We start from the raw sequence: 15,384 nt of genomic DNA on the forward strand, positions 1-15,384 counted from the left end.
CCGCCCCCGGTACCGGGCCGGGCCCTCACCCGGCGGGGGCGACGGCGGAGCGGTCCCGCCGCACGGCGAGGGCCACCGCGCCCATGACGGTCAGCAGGACCGCGAGGGCGCCCCACACCATCGGCTGCGTGACGAGCATGTCGCCGCCCTCGGCCCCGGGCGTCCGTCCGCCGTCGCGGCCGGTGACGGTGACCAGGAGGAGCACCACCACTCCGGCGGCCGCGACGACCCGTCCGGCGAGCCGGAGCAGGGGGCCGGGGCCGCGCAGGTCCTTCACCGCCAGCCGCTCCTCCCGGCGCAGCGGCGCCAGCAGGCGGGCCAGCAGCAGGAGGGCCACGGGCAGCTGGAGCGCCCACACGGCGGTGCGGAACCAGCCGTCGAACCACACGTTGGTGCCGTACAGCAGGGTGTGCCACACGCTGAGGGCGTACACCACGATGACGAACCGGTGGAGCACCCGCCACAGCCGGGTTCCGGTCCAGGAGCGCACGTAGAACGACAGCCCCAGCGGGACCGCCAGGTAGAGGGCGATGAGGCCGAGAAGGATCGCGACACGGCCGGTGCCTGAGTCGTACCCGCCCGGGACGAACACGTCCACGAACGCCGACCAGAGCAGCGCGGCGGTCCCCAGGCCGTCGGCGTTCTCCCGCAGGAGTTCGAGGAAGAAGGCCAGGGCGTGCGCGAACATCAGCCCGATGGTGGTGATGGACGTGACCCGGTGCCACCGTTCGATCCGGGCGTGCGAGACCACCGTCCACCGGCCCGGCGCGGTCGCGCGCAGCAGCCCGAGCATGACGGTGATCCACGCCCACAGCAGCCCCGACCAGCCGAAGGCCTGGCACAGCCAGTAGAGCAGGTAGCGGTCGGCGTCGGCGAGGTAGGGCATCACGGCGAGGGTCTGGGAGGTCCCCTCGACGACGCGGTGCCGCAGGAGGGCGAAGACGGCGGCGGTGACCGCCAGGGCGACCGACACGTCCAGGAGGAGGTGGCGCAGGTCGGTGCGCAGGGTGCGGACGTCCACGCGGGCGGGGGCCGCGGCGGCGGCCGGGGACGGCCCGGGGGCGGAGGGCGAGGGCATGGGGGTTCCTTGTTCGGATCGGCGGGTGACCATCAGAACACCTTCCGTGCCGGTTGCCCAGACCCCTACGGGCGCGCGAAAGACCGCCGCAGCGGTCGCCGTGCGGCGCCCAGCGGGTGAACGTCCACCTCTCCCCCGAGGCGCCCCGTAGGAGCGCGGCCCCACCGCCCGGCCGGGCGTCCGCCTCCGCGCGGACGCCCGCGGCCCGCCCCGCCCACGGCGCCCCGCGGGCCGCACGTGGGGGACGAGGTGGTCAGGGACGAGGAGTGGGCGCCCACGCGCCCCCATCCCGGTGCTCCGGACACCCCGCCCGCCGACCGGCTCCTGGCCCCGGGAGCCGGGCTCATCGACCGGATGCGCGACGCGCTCTCGGGCCGCCGTTCTTGAATACCCGTCGACACCCGTGGCGCGGCCGGACGCCGGGACCGCCGCTCCCGGGCGCGTCCGCGGGGCGGCTCCCTCCCTTACCCTGGTCGGGTCGTCCCGGGTCCTCGGCCGCCGCCCGTGCCGGGGGCGCGGGCCGGGCGACGGCCCCCACCAGTCCTCGAACCCCTCCGGAACCCTCGACCAGAATGAGCGAAGTGCCCCCCACCCCCTCCGCGTCGGCACGGCGGCCGCGTCCGCTGGGCCGCGACTTCTCCCTGCTCTGGGGGGCCTCCGGCAGCGCGAACCTCGCGGACGGGCTCGTCCGGGTCGCGCTGCCCCTGGTCGCGGTCGAGCTGACCCGGTCCCCGGCACTGGTCGCCGGGGTCTCGGTCACCACCACCCTGGCCTGGCTCGTCACGGGCCTCCCCGCCGGAGCGCTCGGCGACCGGCTGGACCGGCGGACCATCGCCCTGTGCGCCGCCGTCCTGCGGACGGTCCTGCTGGGCGCGGTCGGCGTCCTCCTGCTCACCGACCACCTCACCCTGGCGGTGCTGTTCGCCGCGGCCTTCCTCCTCGGGGTCGGCGAGGCCTTCTTCGACACCTCCACCCCCGCCATGGTCCCCGGGGTGGTGCCCCGGGAGGAGCTCTCCCGCGCGCACGGCCGCCGGCACGCCGTGTCCCTGGCCGGGAACGAGCTGGTCGGACCGGCCGCGGGCGGAACCCTGTTCGCGCTCTCCAAGGCCGCGCCGCTGCTGGTGTCCGCGGCGTGCCACGCCCTGTCCGCACTCCTGCTCTGGCGCGTGCGCGCCGGTCCCCGCAGGCCGCCGGGACCGGAGAGTGAGCGCACCGCCCTGTTCACCGAGATACGGCAAGGGCTGGTCCTGCTGGTCCGCAGCCGCCGCATCGCCGTCGTCGCGCTCTGGGGCGGGGTGGCGAATTTCGCGGGGAGCCTCACCTTCGCCGTGCTCGCCCTGTACCTGGTCGCGCCCGGACCGGTGGGGCTGGACACCTGGGGCTTCGGTCTGCTCATGGCGTCGTTGGGGGTCGGCGGGCTGGTCGGGGCCTCGCTCACGGGCCGGCTGGCGGCGCGTGTGGGCGAGCTCCGACTCCTCACGCTCTCCTGTGCGTTCATGGCCGCGGACAGCGTCGTGCTCGTCCTGACCACCCAGGTCTGGGCGATCTCCGCCGGCCTGATGGCGGGGTCGGCCTCCGCCGCGGTCTTCGGCGTCATGGCGGTCACGGCCCTGCAACGTGCGACTCCCGACAGCCACCTGTCACGGGTGTCGGCGGGCAACCAGCTGGTGATGACGGGGGCACCGCGCTGGGCGGGGTGGCCGCGGGCGCCCTGGGGGAGATGACCGGCGACCTGCGGTTCGGGTTCGCCGCGGCGGCGGTGCTCCTGCTGTTGTCGACCCTGATGCGCGCCGCGATGCCCGCCTCCGATGAGCCCTCGGAGGGCGGCGGCACCGGCACGGGCGGCTGACCGCCGATGAGCCTTCCGCGCTCCGGGGGGAGGGCGGCCCTCCGGCGGCGGACCAGGGCGCCCCCTCGCACCGCCGCGCGCATCCGGCGCGGTTCAGCGCAGGGCCGATCCGTCGAACCGTTGCACTCCGATCACCGCGAGCAGGTCGAGTTTCTCGCGCGCGTCCGTGCCCTCGGTCGGGAAGAAGGCGCGCATCCTGATGTCGTTCTCGGTCGTGAGCACGTCTTCGCAGGTCAACTGCAACGCGCCCACGTTCGGCACGAGGAACGTCTTCCGGTCGAACCGCCGCACGCCGACGTCGTGCACCTCCCACAGCGCCCGGAACTCGTCGCTCGCCCCGCTGAGCAACCGGACGAGCTCGCGCACGTCGTGGTCACCGCCGCGGCGCGAGGCCGTGCCGCGCAGCCCGGCGACGTGCGCGGCCGAGTGCAGCGGCCACTCCTCCTCGGGGAAGCGGGCCCGGGTGCCCGGCTCGGTGAACCACCGCCACGTGATGCCGGCGCGCACCCCGTCGGCCGGGGCCGCCGGCCCGGTGAGCGCCGTCGCCAGCGGGTTCTGCCAGAGCACGACCTCCAGGTCGGTGGCGATCACGACGGGGATGTCCGTGAGCCGATCGGCGATGCGCATCAGCCCGGGGCTGATGAAGCGCCCCGGCCGCCGCGCCGACGGCGCCATCCCCGCCAGCCGGTAGAGGTAGTCGCGCTCGTCGAGGTCCAACCGGAGGGCCCGCGCCAGTGAGGCGATGATCGCCTCCGACGGGTTGGGGCCGCGGCCCTGCTCGATGCGCGAGTAGTAGTCGGCCGACATGCCGGCGGCCTGCGCCACCTCCTCCCGGCGCAGCCCGGGGGTGCGCCGCCGCACGCCCTCGGGCATCCCGAGGTCCGTCGGCCGCAGCGATTCGCGCCGACGCCGGAGGAAGGTGGCAAGGCCCTGTCGATCCGTCACCCCTCCAGTATCCGCGGCCGTTCCGCGGCCATCCAGGGACAGATGATCCGTGGACGAACCGTGCCTTCACCCCCGCGAGGCGAGAACGCACAGTGGATGCCGTCCACATCGACGGAACGGATCACCATGGCGACATCCACACCCCCTTCCACGCCTACGACAGGAGCAGAGATGACAGGTCGGCAGCGCCCCATCGGCACCGGATTCACCCCGGCCTCGACGGCCGGGGAGGTGGCCGCCGGCATCGACTTGACCGGCCGGAACGTGATCGTGACGGGCGGCCACAACGGCCTCGGCCGGGAGGCGGTGCGCGTGCTCGGCGAGGCGGGCGCGTCGATCACCGTGGCCGCACGCGACCCCCGCCGGGCCGCGGAGTCGCTGCGGGGTGTCGGGCGCGTGGAGACGGCACGGCTCGACCTGCTCGACCCCGCGTCGGTCGACGCGTTCGTCGCGGCCTACCTCGCCTCGGGCCGTGCGCTGCACATCCTGATCAACAACGCCGGCATCATGGCGGGCCCCCTCGTGCGCGACGCCCGGGGGTACGAGTCGCAGTTCGCGACGAACCACCTCGGCCACTTCCAGCTGACCACGGGACTGCTGCCCGCGCTGCGGGCGGCGGGCGGCGCCCGCGTCGTCAACATGACCTCGGGCGCGCACCGCCTCTCGGGCGTCCGTTTCGACGATCCGCACTTCACCCGGGGCGACTACGACCCCCACGTCGCCTACGGCCAGTCGAAGACGGCGAACGTGCTCACCGCGGTCGAGCTGGACCGCCGCTGGGCCGCCGACGGCATCCGCGGTTACGCCGTGCACCCGGGGATCATCCTGGGTACATCGCTGGGCGCCTACCGTCCCGAGGGCGCCCCGGTCCCGGACGGGCTGCCCGAGGAGGTGCTGCGGGCCCAGGGGCTGATCGACGCCGACGGCGTGCGGGTCAACGACCCCGAACGCGGACTCAAGAACATCGAGCAGGGCGCGAGCACGATGGTGTTCGCGGCGACGAGCCCTCTCCTCGCCTCCCTCGGCGGGGTCTACCTGAAGGACAACGACGTCTCGGCGGTCGACCCCGCCCCGGCGGACCCGCACTTCGACGGGCCGCCGCCCACCGACGTCGCCCCCCACGCCATCGACCCCGAGGCGGCGCTCTGGCTGTGGGGGCTCAGCGAGCGCCTGCTCGCCTGAGCGCGCGCCCGTACCGGGGCGGGGACGGGCGGGGAGGGGCGGGGAGGGAGCGCCCCTCCCCGCCCGGGCCCTGCGCCGGCGGCGCCGAGGGCGAGCCCGCGGCCTCAGGAGGCCTTACGAGGCCTTGCCGCGGACGATGTAGACGTTCATGCCGGTGAAGTCGAGGGTGACGTTGTAGGGCTTGAAAAAGGCGTGGGCGAACCAGCCCGTCGAGTCGATCCCGGTCCCGTAGGGCCAGGGCACGTTGACCGGCATGTCCGGGTTCGTCTCGCAGTAGACCTCCTCGGCGACGGCGTCGCCGAGGCGGATCTCCGCCGGGTAGCAGGGGTAGGTGACGGCCGGGTGGCCCTGGGCGCCGGTCTCGATCGGGCGGTCATGGTCGGTGCGCACCCCCAGCTCCCGGGCCACGTCCCCGGGCATGCCCGCGACGGCCTCGCCGCGCCCGCCGAGGTTCACGCCCACCACACGCGTGCCGGAGCCGGCGATACTCCCCTGACTGTGCACGTAGTGGTCCCGGGCCAGCCACAGCGGCAGGGGCTCGGCCCCCGCCCGGGCGGCGGCGGCACGCACCTCCTCGGCGGCTTCGGGGGTCGGGCGGCGCAGGATCAGCTCCCTGCCCCTGTAGTCGAAGGTGGTCAGCAGGTGGTAGAAGACCCAGGTGCCGATCATGCCGTCGTTGGCCGCGGGGGGCTCGCCGCCGGCCGGCTCCGACTCCGACCAGGCCACGGGCACGCCGCGCAGTTCGATGCCGCCCAGCCCGAAGGAGTCCAGCACCCCGTAGTACGACCACACGGTGCGGCCCTCGAACTCGCTCTTCTCCCGGTACACCGGGCGCACCCCGGCCTCCTCGGCGGCCCTCGCGGACAGGCCCAGCCAGGAGGCGCCGGTGTAGAACGTGAAGCGCTTCGGCGGCCCGCCGTTGAGCGAGGCCTCGATCTGCGGCTCCGGGTCCATCTGCGTCCACGGCACCCGGCCGACGTCGCCGTGGATCCGGTACGCGTCGTCGGGGACCGCCGCGAACCATTCGGCCATGGCGGTCTCGCCGGCCGCCCGCCAGCGCGGCACGGAGAGGGAGAACGCGTCCTGCCGGATGTGGCAGTCGGCCAGGAGCTCGTTGGTCTGCCTGTCCCCCGGGTCCAGGCGCAGGGCGGTCGTGAGGTACTCCTCCGCCTCGGGGAACCTGTTGCCCAGCAGCCCGATGTACCCGCGCTGCCGTGCGGCGTGCAGGTTCGCGGGGTCCCTCCTCAGGATCTCCTCGTACGCGCGGCCGGCCCGCTCGAACCTCCCGGCCCTGAACAGCGCGTCCGCGTCACCGCCGCCGCCCTGGGCCCCGGCCGCCGTCGCGCCCAGCAGCGGTGCGGCCGCGGCGGCGCCGGCCACCACGGCCGCACCCCGGAGCAGTGAGCGCCGGTCCCATCCTCTGGCCTCGGCCACGGTCTTCTCCCTGTCGTGATCGCCCTCCGGGGCCGGGAACCGGGCCCCCGGCACGGACCGCTGCGGTCCGTGCCCCCAGCGAAGACCGCGGGGCGTTGCGGCGGCGTATCCGTTTTCCGATACGCCCCCGGTACACCCGCCCCGGCATCCTCGACAGGAGCGGCAACCCCGGCGGTCCGGCACCGGGGGACCGGTGCACGGCGCGGTGGGGCCCGCCGCCGGCGGCCGCGCCCCCGCCTGCCGCGCCCCCGCCTGCCGCTGTCTTCGGAGCCGGTGCGGGCCGGGCGGTGTCTCGGGCGATCGGGGGTCCGTGCGATGAGTTCCACCGGGCCCGCTGGTCTCAACGGGTATCCACCACACGCGAGGAGAGCAAAGATGAACGAGCACGACCGGGCGCGCGTCACCGGCATCGGTTCCGTCGCCGTCCCCGTCGGTGACCAGGACGCGGCCGTCGGGTTCTACGTGGACGTCCTGGGGCTGAAGAAGCGGATGGACGTCCCGTTGGAGCAGATCGGCGGGCGCTGGATCACCGTCGCCCCCGACGGTGCCCTGGCCGCTATCGCACTGGTCCCCGGCCAGACCACCGGCGTCGACACCGGGATCAGGCTCGAAGCGGTCGACGTCCCGGCCCTCCACGCACGTCTCGAAGAGCAGGGGACCGACGTGGACGACCTGCTCCAGTGGCCCGGAGTGCCGCCCATGTTCACCCTGCGGGACCGTGACGGCAACACGCTGGTGATCGTCGAAGGGGGGAACGCTCCCTGACGGCACCGGACGGGGAGCCCACCGCGGCGCGGCGGAAGGGCTCGGGAGGGAACGGTCGGGCCTGTGCGGTGATGCCCGGACCGGCCCGATACCGCCGTCCCGGCGACGCTTTCACTCCGGTCGGCGGGGAGGAGGCCGGAGGCGCTTCGGGGGATCCGGGTCTCCGACCGGGGGGCGCACCGTGCTCGGCAGGCGGAGTACCGGGGGCACACGGGGCCTCGGACCCTGTTCGGTTCCGGCGCCGGTGGGACCGCCGGGGACCAGTGCGATACCGGTCAGGGCCCCGTCGGGGCGACGGTGACGCGGGTGATCGGACATCACGGGCTCGGGCGGGGTGGGGGGTGGCTCCGTCACGGTGCACAGGGGGCCGAGGGCGTCCGGGCAGGGACCGAAGCGGATCCAGGCCAGCTCCCGCGCCCGGCGCCGGTCGAGGACGAGCAGGCTGCGCACGCCCGGCGCGAAGGCCGCCGGCCCGCGCCGGGTGGCCGCCCGCAGCCGCCGCCAGCGCCGCGAATGCGCCCGGTGGCTGCGCTCGGTCACCCGCCGACCCCGCGCGTCCTGCCCGGCCCGGGCCTCCCGCGGAGTGGCGTCGATCATCACCACGTGCAGCTCGTACCGGCGGAGCCGGCAGAGCAGGGCGAGCAGCACGCGGACCGGGCGCCGGGTCCCGCACTCGTGCAGGACCACCGGGCCGCCGCGCAGCGCCGCGGCCGTCCGGACCAGGTGCAGCACGTGCACCGTCCAGCGCCACAGCGGGTAGGGGACCCGGCTGAGCAGGGGACCCAGCCGGTGCCGCGACTGGAGCGAGTCGATCACCCGCACGCCCTCCGCGGTGAGCACGGTGCGCTCCTGGTCCTCGCGGACCCCGAACAGCCGCCGCAGCAGGGTGCTCTTCCCGGCCCCGGGCACCCCGGTGACCAGGACCAGGGACCGCCTGGGGTAGACCACGCCGCGCACCGTCGGGTCGTTCACCGAGGCACCTACCGCGCCAGCCCTTGGAACATCTTCGACAGCTCCCCCAAGCCGACCTCGCGCCGGTGGTGCGCGGCTCCGCAGCGGCCGCGCCACCCATGCTTCGACGCTACCGGGCGTCGGCGGCTCTGGAAAATGCGGAGCCCTCCATCCGGCCGATATCACACGGCCGGTCGTTTGGTTGGGGCACGTGATTCAGCACGAGGACGTACTCGTGTTCGCCAATCCCTCGCCAGCGCAGCATCACGTACAGGGCGAAGGAGAAGCGGCATGAGGCGGAGCTCCCGACCAGGAGGCGCCGGAAGAAGCACCGACAGCGGCCCGCACTGCGGAGGGAAGGTGTTTCGCCGACGCGGCCGACCCGGACCTGCGGGAGCGCATCATCTCGGACCTGCGCCACCTGGCCGATTTCATCCACGAACACCCGGAGCTGCCCATCAGCCCGCACACCAGCGTGGACGTGTCCTACTTCCCACGCACCAGACACGATGAGGCGGTCTTCGCGGAAGTGGACGAGGCCGGTGCCGGGTGATGGCCATCCCCGGGCACACGCGGGCCAGACCGGGCCTGGCTGACCTATACCGGGCACGTCTGCCCGAACTGATCCGCGCGGGGCAGGGTCGGTACGGGGGCTTGGACGCCCCACACCGCCCCTTGGACGCCCGCCCCAGCACCCGGGCCGCCCTGGCGGTTCCAGGGCCGGTCGGGAGCGCTGGCGGCCGCTGTCAGGAAAAGCGACGAAACATGTTATGTCGGGCGGCGGTCCAAGGTGGAGGGAAACCGGTGGGCTTGGTGGCGAATCCGCTTGACCACCTCGGCGAGGCCGAGCGTGGATGCACAGTGCTCCGCCCGATGCGGGGTCGCGCATCGTGTCTGTGCAGTTCAGAGGTAGTGAGGAGGTGGGCGTGGTGAAGCGGGATGCTCCGGTGACGCTGGCCGAGGTCGCCTCGTTGCCGGTGGTTCTGGGACCGGTTCAGGCGGGGCGGTTGCTCGGGCTGGGGCGCACCACCGTCTACCGGATTCTCCGCGAAGGGGCCTTTCCGGTTCCGGTTCGGAGGGTCGGTCGCAGTTGGGTGGTTCCGATCGCAGGGGTGCTGGCCTACCTCGGCCTGGACACCCTGGCCACCTCCACTGTCACTACCGGCGGTGGGAGCGGGTGCGGTGCGCGTGTGAACGCCGAGGAGAAGGCGAGGACCGTAGATGGCAGCACGTGAGGGGTCCACGTTCAAACGGTGCGGGTGCCGCGACGAAACCGGCAGGGCCTTGGGGGTGAGGTGCCCCCGGCTCAAGCGCAAAGGCGGCGGGTGGAGTCCGTCCCATGGGGCTTGGGCGTTCCAGTATGAGTTGCCCCGCACCACCGATGGCAAGCGTCGCCAGGCGCGCCGGGTCGGGCTGGCCACGCACACCGAGGCCTCCGAAGGGTTGGAGCGGGTCAAGACACTCCTGGGGCTGGCGGAGGAGGACACCGAGGTGCAGATCGCCGACCTCATCCAGATCGCCCTCCAGGGCCGCCGGCCTCTGCCCGAGGTGGAGGAGGTCCGTAAACGCATCGGCGCCGGGACGGATGTTCGGCGGGAGTCGCCCTCAGTAAGAGAGTGGTTGGACGGCAAGCCCGACCTCGCCGAAGAAACCCGCTCCTCCTACGACGGCCACATCCGCAAATACCTCACCCCACACTTGGGGAAGATCCGGGTGGGCCGCTTGCAGGCCCGTCACGTCGAGGCGATGTTCGCGGCGGTGGAGGAGGCCAACGTGCACGTCCTGGAGTGCCGTGAATCCGAGGACCCGAAGGTGAAGAGGTTGGTGCGGGGACGGCGGGTGATCTCGCTGTCCACGAAGCACCGGATCCGGGCCACGCTGCGCAGCGCGCTGTCGGACGTGGTCCGCTCCCCGGACCTACCGGTGTCGGTGAACAGTGCCTCCCACGTACGGCTTCCGTCCCGCCCGAGGAAGCGTCCCCTGGTGTGGACTGCGGACCGGGTGCGTCAGTGGGAGAAGGACGGGACCGTGCTTGGCGAGGTGATGGTCTGGACCCCCGAGCAGACCCGGACGTTCCTCCAGCATGCGAGGAGGTACACGTGGCTGTTCCCGATGTTCCATCTCATCGCGGTCAAGGGGCTGCGGCGGGGTGAGGCGGTGGGGTTGCCGTGGGCGAACACCCGGCTGGTGGACGGCCAGATCGACATCCGCGTCCAGGTCGTGCAACTGGCGTGGGAGACGATCACCTCGACTCCCAAGAGCGCGGCGGGCCAGCGCACTATCACCTTGGACGCCGACACCGTCAAGATTCTCCGCGGTTGGAAGAGGTTCCAGAACGAGCAACGCCTCCAGGCCGGGAAGCACTGGAACCACACTGGGTTGGTGTTCACCCGTCAGGATGGTTCGGGGTGGCATCCGGGTCAGGTCAGTGACTGGTTCTGCCGTATCGCCAAAGCCGCCGGGCTCCCGCCCATCACCTTGCACGGGCTGCGCCACGGGGCGGCCTCCCTGGCGCTGGCGGGTACGGACGTGAAGGTGGTCTCGGCCGAGCTGGGCCACGCGACGACGCACTTCACCCAGGACACGTACCAATCGGTGTATCCCGATGTGGCCAAGGCGGCGGCGGAGGCGACCGCCGCGCTGTTGCGCGGGGAACCGGTGTCGGTCGGGTAGCGGGACGGGGGAGCACACCAGGAGCGATTCAGCGCTCCGAGCCCCGGGCTGTGCGGCGGGTTCATCCCGCCTGGCCTGGGGCTTCCTCGTGGGCGGGGCCGGTGGACCATCGGATCAAAGGTCCCCTGGGAAAGATTTTCCGGCGGCAACTTTTTCTAAATTTTGAGTTCTGATTTAAATGAATCCATGGCTACTTTTGTTGCCTCTCTGCTTAGTGCGTTTTCTTTTATGGTGAACTGGTGGAGTGGCGGGAGAAAGTTTGGGTCAAATGGGCGCGCTCTCCCTTTTTCGTCTCGGTCCGGGCTGCTGTCTACCGAGATGAGACCTAGGCGCTCTAACGTGCGATGGGCAGAGTAAGAGTCGCGCCCCATCCCGTAGTAATGGAGGCGGACGTAACTCTCCACTTTGATCCCGTCGCTTTTGCCAAATATTTCCTTTTGGTGAAACATCATCAACAAAAATGATATCTCACTATCTTCGAGCAGATAAATCCATCCTTGAGTAAAAAACTCTATCGGCAATTTTATATGGTCTTCCCCCGTTCGTGGAACTGTATACGGGGGGATGTGTGGTCCTATTTGGGTTCCTCCTTCTTGTAGTAGCTGGAATCTTTCGAAGCGCCCTGACCTGCTATTCTCATAGGGGAGGTTGACCAGTTGAACATTTTGTGCGGAGAGGTGCTTTAGGGCCGACTGTAGGGATCTTATTTTTTTGTCTGTAAGTGACTGGTAGACGCGGCCCTGGGTCTGCTCTTTGGCGGGTAAGGCAATGAGGTCTGTCCAGCCGGGGTCTTTATTTGTTCCTGCTAGAGGCAAGCTGTTGATGGGAGCTCGTCCGACTGCTGTTCCTTTGGCTTGTGCTTCGAATAGGCAGATTAGATAAAATTTTAAAGCCACCCCTCGGGGTGTCATTATTTTTGTCGCCGAAGGGCGTTTTGATTTATCTGGAATTCTGCGATCGGAGGATGGTTCGTCTATTTGTGTTTTCAGCCAGATGAACTCTGTCCTTATTTTTACATGGCCTCCCGGAGGGCTTCCAATTCTTTTTAATTGGCGCGAGGATGAGTGAATCATTTGCTGCATCATCTTTATTCGCTCTCGGCGGCGTTCCAGGTCGTGGCTCATGCTTGCTCCCTGAGGCTGACTCTTGACCTTAACGTCTTGATCCTCCTTCTTGTAGGGCGACGGGGGATGCGGTTGGGGAAGGCGGGTTAAGGCGTTTTCGATGTGATCACGAGGGCTCGCTTCGAGGCGCAAAGATGGAGGGGAAGGCAGCGGGCATCGTGTGGTCTGCGGTGTTTTTGCTGGTCATAGGACCTGTGTGTGCAACAAGTGTTAAGGGAGACACTCGTGTTCCGATCCCGGAAGGAAGACCCCTCTGACGCCTCGAAGCCTGCGCAACGGCTCTCGCTAAGGTGGGCAGTCATCCTTGGTGTGGCGGCGTGTACCGCGATTGCTGCGTTTTCAGCGTCCGGCTTCGTGGCTGGTGCTGTCGCGGCTGTAACGGTCGCAGGTGGGCTTCACCTCATCATTGAGTAGGGATAGCCCTTCGGCGTGCTTTGTCTGGTAGTGCTCCGGCTTGGTGTTCCGGGCATGGCCAACCCCACAGCGTCGCTGTTGCGTGAGGTGGCGCGTAGGTAGGGGACAGAGCCAGACGGGCTCCTGAGATGGGGGTGCAGGGGTGCTGGAGCAGGTGAGGCGCTGCAAGGACGTGATCGCTCCCGTGCAGAACGCTTTTGGCTCGAGGGTCACCGGGGTCCTAGGATGGCGAAGTGCTCAGGAGGTGGGTGCCCTACTCGTACTGACCTTGTACTGGGGAGCGCGCCAGGAGCACACATGGCCCTGGAACGCCGCGAGGACCTCTTGCGAGGTCCTCGGGGAATCCCTGTGACCTGGGGTTTTGTGGCGCGCCCGGTAGGATTCGAACCTGCGGCCATCGGATGAGAAGTCCGGTGGAGGGTCTCGGGGACCGGTGGAGAGGCCCTGGGGGCGGGGGCGGAAGGGGCGCGGGTACGATCGCGCGGTGATCGAGGATCTTCCCGCGGATGTGGTGGGTGTGCTGGAGGCGGTGCTGGACCCGGCCGATCCCGTGCACGCGGCGCTGCGGGCGCAGGCCGGGCGGATGCGGGTGGGCCGACGGTGCGGGTGCGGCTGCGGGACCGCCGATCTCGAGGCGGTGGAGGGCGTGGCCCCGGCGGAGCCGGTGCCGGGCGAGACCGGACTGAGGATCGCCGTGCAGGCACTGCTCTACGACGGGGACGGCGGGTGCCCGGGCGAGGTGCTGGTGTTCGTGCGGGATGGTCGTCTGGCCTGGGTGGAGGTCGCGTGGTGGAGCGACGCCACGGTGACGTTGGCCGAGGCTGCGCGGATGCTGCGGGCCCGGGGCGGGAAGTAGCCGTTCGGCCCGAGGAACGCGGTGGGACGCACTTGCGGCGCTCCGTTCCGGTTCGGCGGCCTCGGGGGAGTTCGTCGGCAGTGCCACCGGGCGGGTGGAGCGGGTCGCGAATCCGGTGGACGCCGCCGTGTGCGGCGGCACGCTCCCTGCGTTCGACTCGATGCGCATGGGTGCCGCCGGGTCCGTCGGTTTCCCCTGTCCGCGGTGAACTCCTGTGGTTCGAGGCCGTGTCGGCGGTGCTGAGACGGGGTGGCGGACGGCCGGGTGTGCGAAGGGACCTTAAGCGGCGGTTCGCGTGGTGGGTGGGCCGGTTCCGCCCGGGCTCAGCCCGGGCTGCGGAACGACCGCAGGAAGTGCGTCACCAGCCGCTGGGCCGCCCGGCCGGCCCGCTCCGGGTCCGGTTCGGCGGCCGCGGCCGCCGCGACGGCGGACGTGGCCAGCCGCAGGTCCCGGTCGGTGATCTCCGCCGAGATCCGGCCCTGTGCCCGGGCGCTCTCCAGGAGCCGGTGCAGTTCGCGGTGGACGTGCTCGTCGAGGGCGCGCGCCCGCTCGGGGAAGCGCTCCCGGTGGTCGGGCGCGCACACGCGCGTGGCGACCGCCTCGGCGGCGACGAACCGCAGGGCGCGCTCCAGCGCCAGGTCGGCGGGCACGGTGCGGGCCAGCTCCGCGAAGCGCTCCGTCAGCTCCGCCGCCGCGTGCTCGGCCAGGTCCCGCACGAGCGCGTCCCGGCCGGGGAAGCGCCGGTGGACGGTGGCGGCCGAGACCCCGGCGCGGCGGGCCACGTTCTGCACGGTCGCCTCCAGGCCGCGGTCGCGGAACACCGCCCGGGCGGCCCGCAGCACGGTGGTCCGGTTGCGCCGGGCGTCCTGCCGCAGCCGCCCGACTGCGCCGCTCCCGGGGCGGATCTGCGTGTCCTCGTCCACTTCTCGTCTCACTTCCGCGCTGTCGGGACGGGCCGCCGACGGGTCCCGGTTGCCCATGTCGGCACCGGCCGACACCGGTCAGAACCCATGGAGGAGGCGGGGGCTTCCCCGCACGAGGAGGAATCATGCGCGCAGTCCGCTACGAACGCTACGGGGGACCCGAGGTCCTGGCCGTCGCCGACGGTCTCCCCACGCCCCCGGTGGGCGCCGCCGACGTGCGGGTGGAGGTCGCCGCCGCGGCGGTCGGCGGCGGGGAGGCCCCCATCCGCGCCGGAAGGCTGCGCCGCGTGCTGCGCCAGCGGTTCCCCGCCGGGACCGGCGTCGACTTCGTCGGCACCGTCGTGCAGGCGGGGCCGGCCGTCACCCGCGCGGGGGTCGGGGACGCGGTGTGGGGGGTGATGCCGCACGGCACCTTCGGGGCCCTGGCCGAGTCGGTCGTGGTGCCCCAGGAGCGCGTCGCCGCGGCTCCGCGCTCGGTCCCGGCCCACGAGGCCGCCGCGCTGCCGTCCTCGGGCACGACGGCCCTGCACGCGCTGACCCGCCGGGTGCGCCTGGAGCGGGGGCAGCGGCTGCTGGTGCGCGGGGCGGCCGGGGGAGTGGGGGTGGTCGCCGTGCAGCTCGGCGCCTCCCTGGGCGCGCACGTCACCGCGCTGGCCGGGGCCGACCACCTCTCCTGGCTGGGCGGGCTGGGCGCGGCCGAGGCCCTTGACCACCGAACGACGGACCTGGGCGGCCTGGGCCGGTTCGACGTGGTCCTCGACCTGGTCGGCACGCGCCTGTCCGAGTTGCGCGGACTCCTCGTCCGCGGGGGCGTGCTGGTGCCGCTCGCCCTCGACCCGGCGCGGCCGATCCGGTCGGCCCTGTGGACGGCGGCGGCCGGGCTGGACCGGCGCACGCGGATCGCCGCGTTCAGCAACGACCCCTCCCCGCGGGAGCTGGAGGAGCTGGCCGAGCTGGTGGACCGGGGCGCGGTCGCGCCGGTGGTCGCCGCCGTGCTGGAGATGGACGACGTGGTCCGGGCGCACCGCATGCTCGAGCGCGGAGGGGTGCGGGGGAAGATCGTCCTCACCCCCTGACCGGCGGCCGGGGCGCGCAGGGCCGGGGGGCCGGGGCCTCCCACCCTCCCGGTCCTCCGAGGGCGCCCTCGCCCGAGACTGTGCGGGCGGTCGGTGAGTCCCCGCACCCCGTCT

The 15,384-nt window shown here is 71.9% G+C and carries 15 protein-coding genes; 9 read left to right on the forward strand and 6 right to left on the reverse strand.

Annotated features, from left to right (window positions below; translation table 11 throughout):
• Positions 1–25 precede the first annotated feature (25 nt).
• Positions 26–1,078: a ferric reductase-like transmembrane domain-containing protein gene (locus KGD84_RS14045; RefSeq protein ID WP_220560784.1), complete on the reverse strand. Its 1,053-nt coding sequence runs from the start codon at positions 1,076–1,078 to the stop codon at positions 26–28.
• 249 nt (positions 1,079–1,327) lie between these two features.
• Here KGD84_RS14045 and KGD84_RS14050 point away from each other — a divergent pair, with 249 nt between their 5' ends.
• From KGD84_RS14050 to KGD84_RS14060, 3 genes are all read left to right on the forward strand, one after another.
• Positions 1,328–1,465 carry a hypothetical protein gene (locus KGD84_RS14050; RefSeq protein ID WP_255646530.1) on the forward strand — a complete coding sequence of 46 codons (138 nt, stop codon included), beginning with the start codon at positions 1,328–1,330 and terminating at the stop codon, positions 1,463–1,465.
• 185 nt (positions 1,466–1,650) lie between these two features.
• Positions 1,651–2,802, forward strand: coding sequence for an MFS transporter (locus tag KGD84_RS14055; protein WP_255646531.1), 1,152 nt, complete (start codon positions 1,651–1,653; stop codon positions 2,800–2,802).
• Positions 2,799–2,927, forward strand: a complete 129-nt coding sequence (locus tag KGD84_RS14060) for a hypothetical protein (protein ID WP_255646532.1) — start codon at positions 2,799–2,801, stop codon at positions 2,925–2,927. The genes KGD84_RS14055 and KGD84_RS14060 overlap by 4 nt, the downstream gene beginning before the upstream one ends.
• 93 nt (positions 2,928–3,020) lie before the next feature.
• On the opposite strand, the gene KGD84_RS14065 is transcribed toward KGD84_RS14060, so the two are convergent.
• A complete protein-coding gene (locus KGD84_RS14065; protein WP_220560785.1) occupies positions 3,021–3,872 on the reverse strand; it encodes a helix-turn-helix transcriptional regulator in 852 nt (283 codons plus the stop codon).
• 171 nt (positions 3,873–4,043) lie between these two features.
• On the opposite strand from KGD84_RS14065, the gene KGD84_RS14070 reads away from it, so the two are divergent.
• On the forward strand, positions 4,044–5,054 hold the full coding sequence (locus KGD84_RS14070; RefSeq protein ID WP_220560786.1) for an SDR family NAD(P)-dependent oxidoreductase: 1,011 nt from the start codon (positions 4,044–4,046) through the stop codon (positions 5,052–5,054).
• A gap of 114 nt (positions 5,055–5,168) precedes the next feature.
• Here the strand turns inward: KGD84_RS14070 and KGD84_RS14075 are convergent, their stop codons facing one another.
• Positions 5,169–6,488 carry a tetratricopeptide repeat protein gene (locus KGD84_RS14075; protein ID WP_220560787.1) on the reverse strand — a complete coding sequence of 440 codons (1,320 nt, stop codon included), beginning with the start codon at positions 6,486–6,488 and terminating at the stop codon, positions 5,169–5,171.
• Positions 6,489–6,863: 375 nt separating this feature from the next.
• On the opposite strand from KGD84_RS14075, the gene KGD84_RS14080 reads away from it, so the two are divergent.
• On the forward strand, positions 6,864–7,253 hold the full coding sequence (locus KGD84_RS14080) for a VOC family protein (protein WP_220560788.1): 390 nt from the start codon (positions 6,864–6,866) through the stop codon (positions 7,251–7,253).
• A gap of 111 nt (positions 7,254–7,364) precedes the next feature.
• On the opposite strand, the gene KGD84_RS14085 is transcribed toward KGD84_RS14080, so the two are convergent.
• On the reverse strand, positions 7,365–8,225 hold the full coding sequence (locus KGD84_RS14085) for an AAA family ATPase (protein ID WP_255646533.1): 861 nt from the start codon (positions 8,223–8,225) through the stop codon (positions 7,365–7,367).
• A gap of 905 nt (positions 8,226–9,130) precedes the next feature.
• On the opposite strand from KGD84_RS14085, the gene KGD84_RS14090 reads away from it, so the two are divergent.
• Both KGD84_RS14090 and KGD84_RS14095 read left to right on the forward strand, forming a co-directional pair.
• Positions 9,131–9,439 (forward strand): helix-turn-helix transcriptional regulator, encoded by a 309-nt coding sequence (locus KGD84_RS14090; protein WP_255646534.1) that lies wholly within the window; start codon positions 9,131–9,133, stop codon positions 9,437–9,439.
• Positions 9,426–10,877, forward strand: a complete 1,452-nt coding sequence (locus tag KGD84_RS14095; RefSeq protein ID WP_220560790.1) for a tyrosine-type recombinase/integrase — start codon at positions 9,426–9,428, stop codon at positions 10,875–10,877. Before KGD84_RS14090 ends, KGD84_RS14095 begins: the two co-directional genes overlap by 14 nt.
• 155 nt (positions 10,878–11,032) lie before the next feature.
• Here KGD84_RS14095 and KGD84_RS14100 read toward each other — a convergent pair whose 3' ends face one another.
• Positions 11,033–12,001 carry a hypothetical protein gene (locus KGD84_RS14100; protein WP_220560791.1) on the reverse strand — a complete coding sequence of 323 codons (969 nt, stop codon included), beginning with the start codon at positions 11,999–12,001 and terminating at the stop codon, positions 11,033–11,035.
• 898 nt (positions 12,002–12,899) lie between these two features.
• Between KGD84_RS14100 and KGD84_RS14105 the strand changes: the two genes are divergently transcribed.
• Positions 12,900–13,271 carry a hypothetical protein gene (locus KGD84_RS14105; protein ID WP_220560792.1) on the forward strand — a complete coding sequence of 124 codons (372 nt, stop codon included), beginning with the start codon at positions 12,900–12,902 and terminating at the stop codon, positions 13,269–13,271.
• 323 nt (positions 13,272–13,594) lie between these two features.
• Here the strand turns inward: KGD84_RS14105 and KGD84_RS14110 are convergent, their stop codons facing one another.
• Entirely contained in the window at positions 13,595–14,206 is a 612-nt protein-coding gene (locus KGD84_RS14110; protein ID WP_255646535.1) for a TetR/AcrR family transcriptional regulator, read from the reverse strand.
• A gap of 113 nt (positions 14,207–14,319) precedes the next feature.
• Between KGD84_RS14110 and KGD84_RS14115 the strand changes: the two genes are divergently transcribed.
• Positions 14,320–15,270: an NADP-dependent oxidoreductase gene (locus tag KGD84_RS14115; RefSeq protein ID WP_220560795.1), complete on the forward strand. Its 951-nt coding sequence runs from the start codon at positions 14,320–14,322 to the stop codon at positions 15,268–15,270.
• Positions 15,271–15,384 lie beyond the last annotated feature (114 nt).

This window comes from Nocardiopsis changdeensis (genome assembly GCF_018316655.1).
GTDB lineage: Bacteria > Actinomycetota > Actinomycetes > Streptosporangiales > Streptosporangiaceae > Nocardiopsis > Nocardiopsis changdeensis.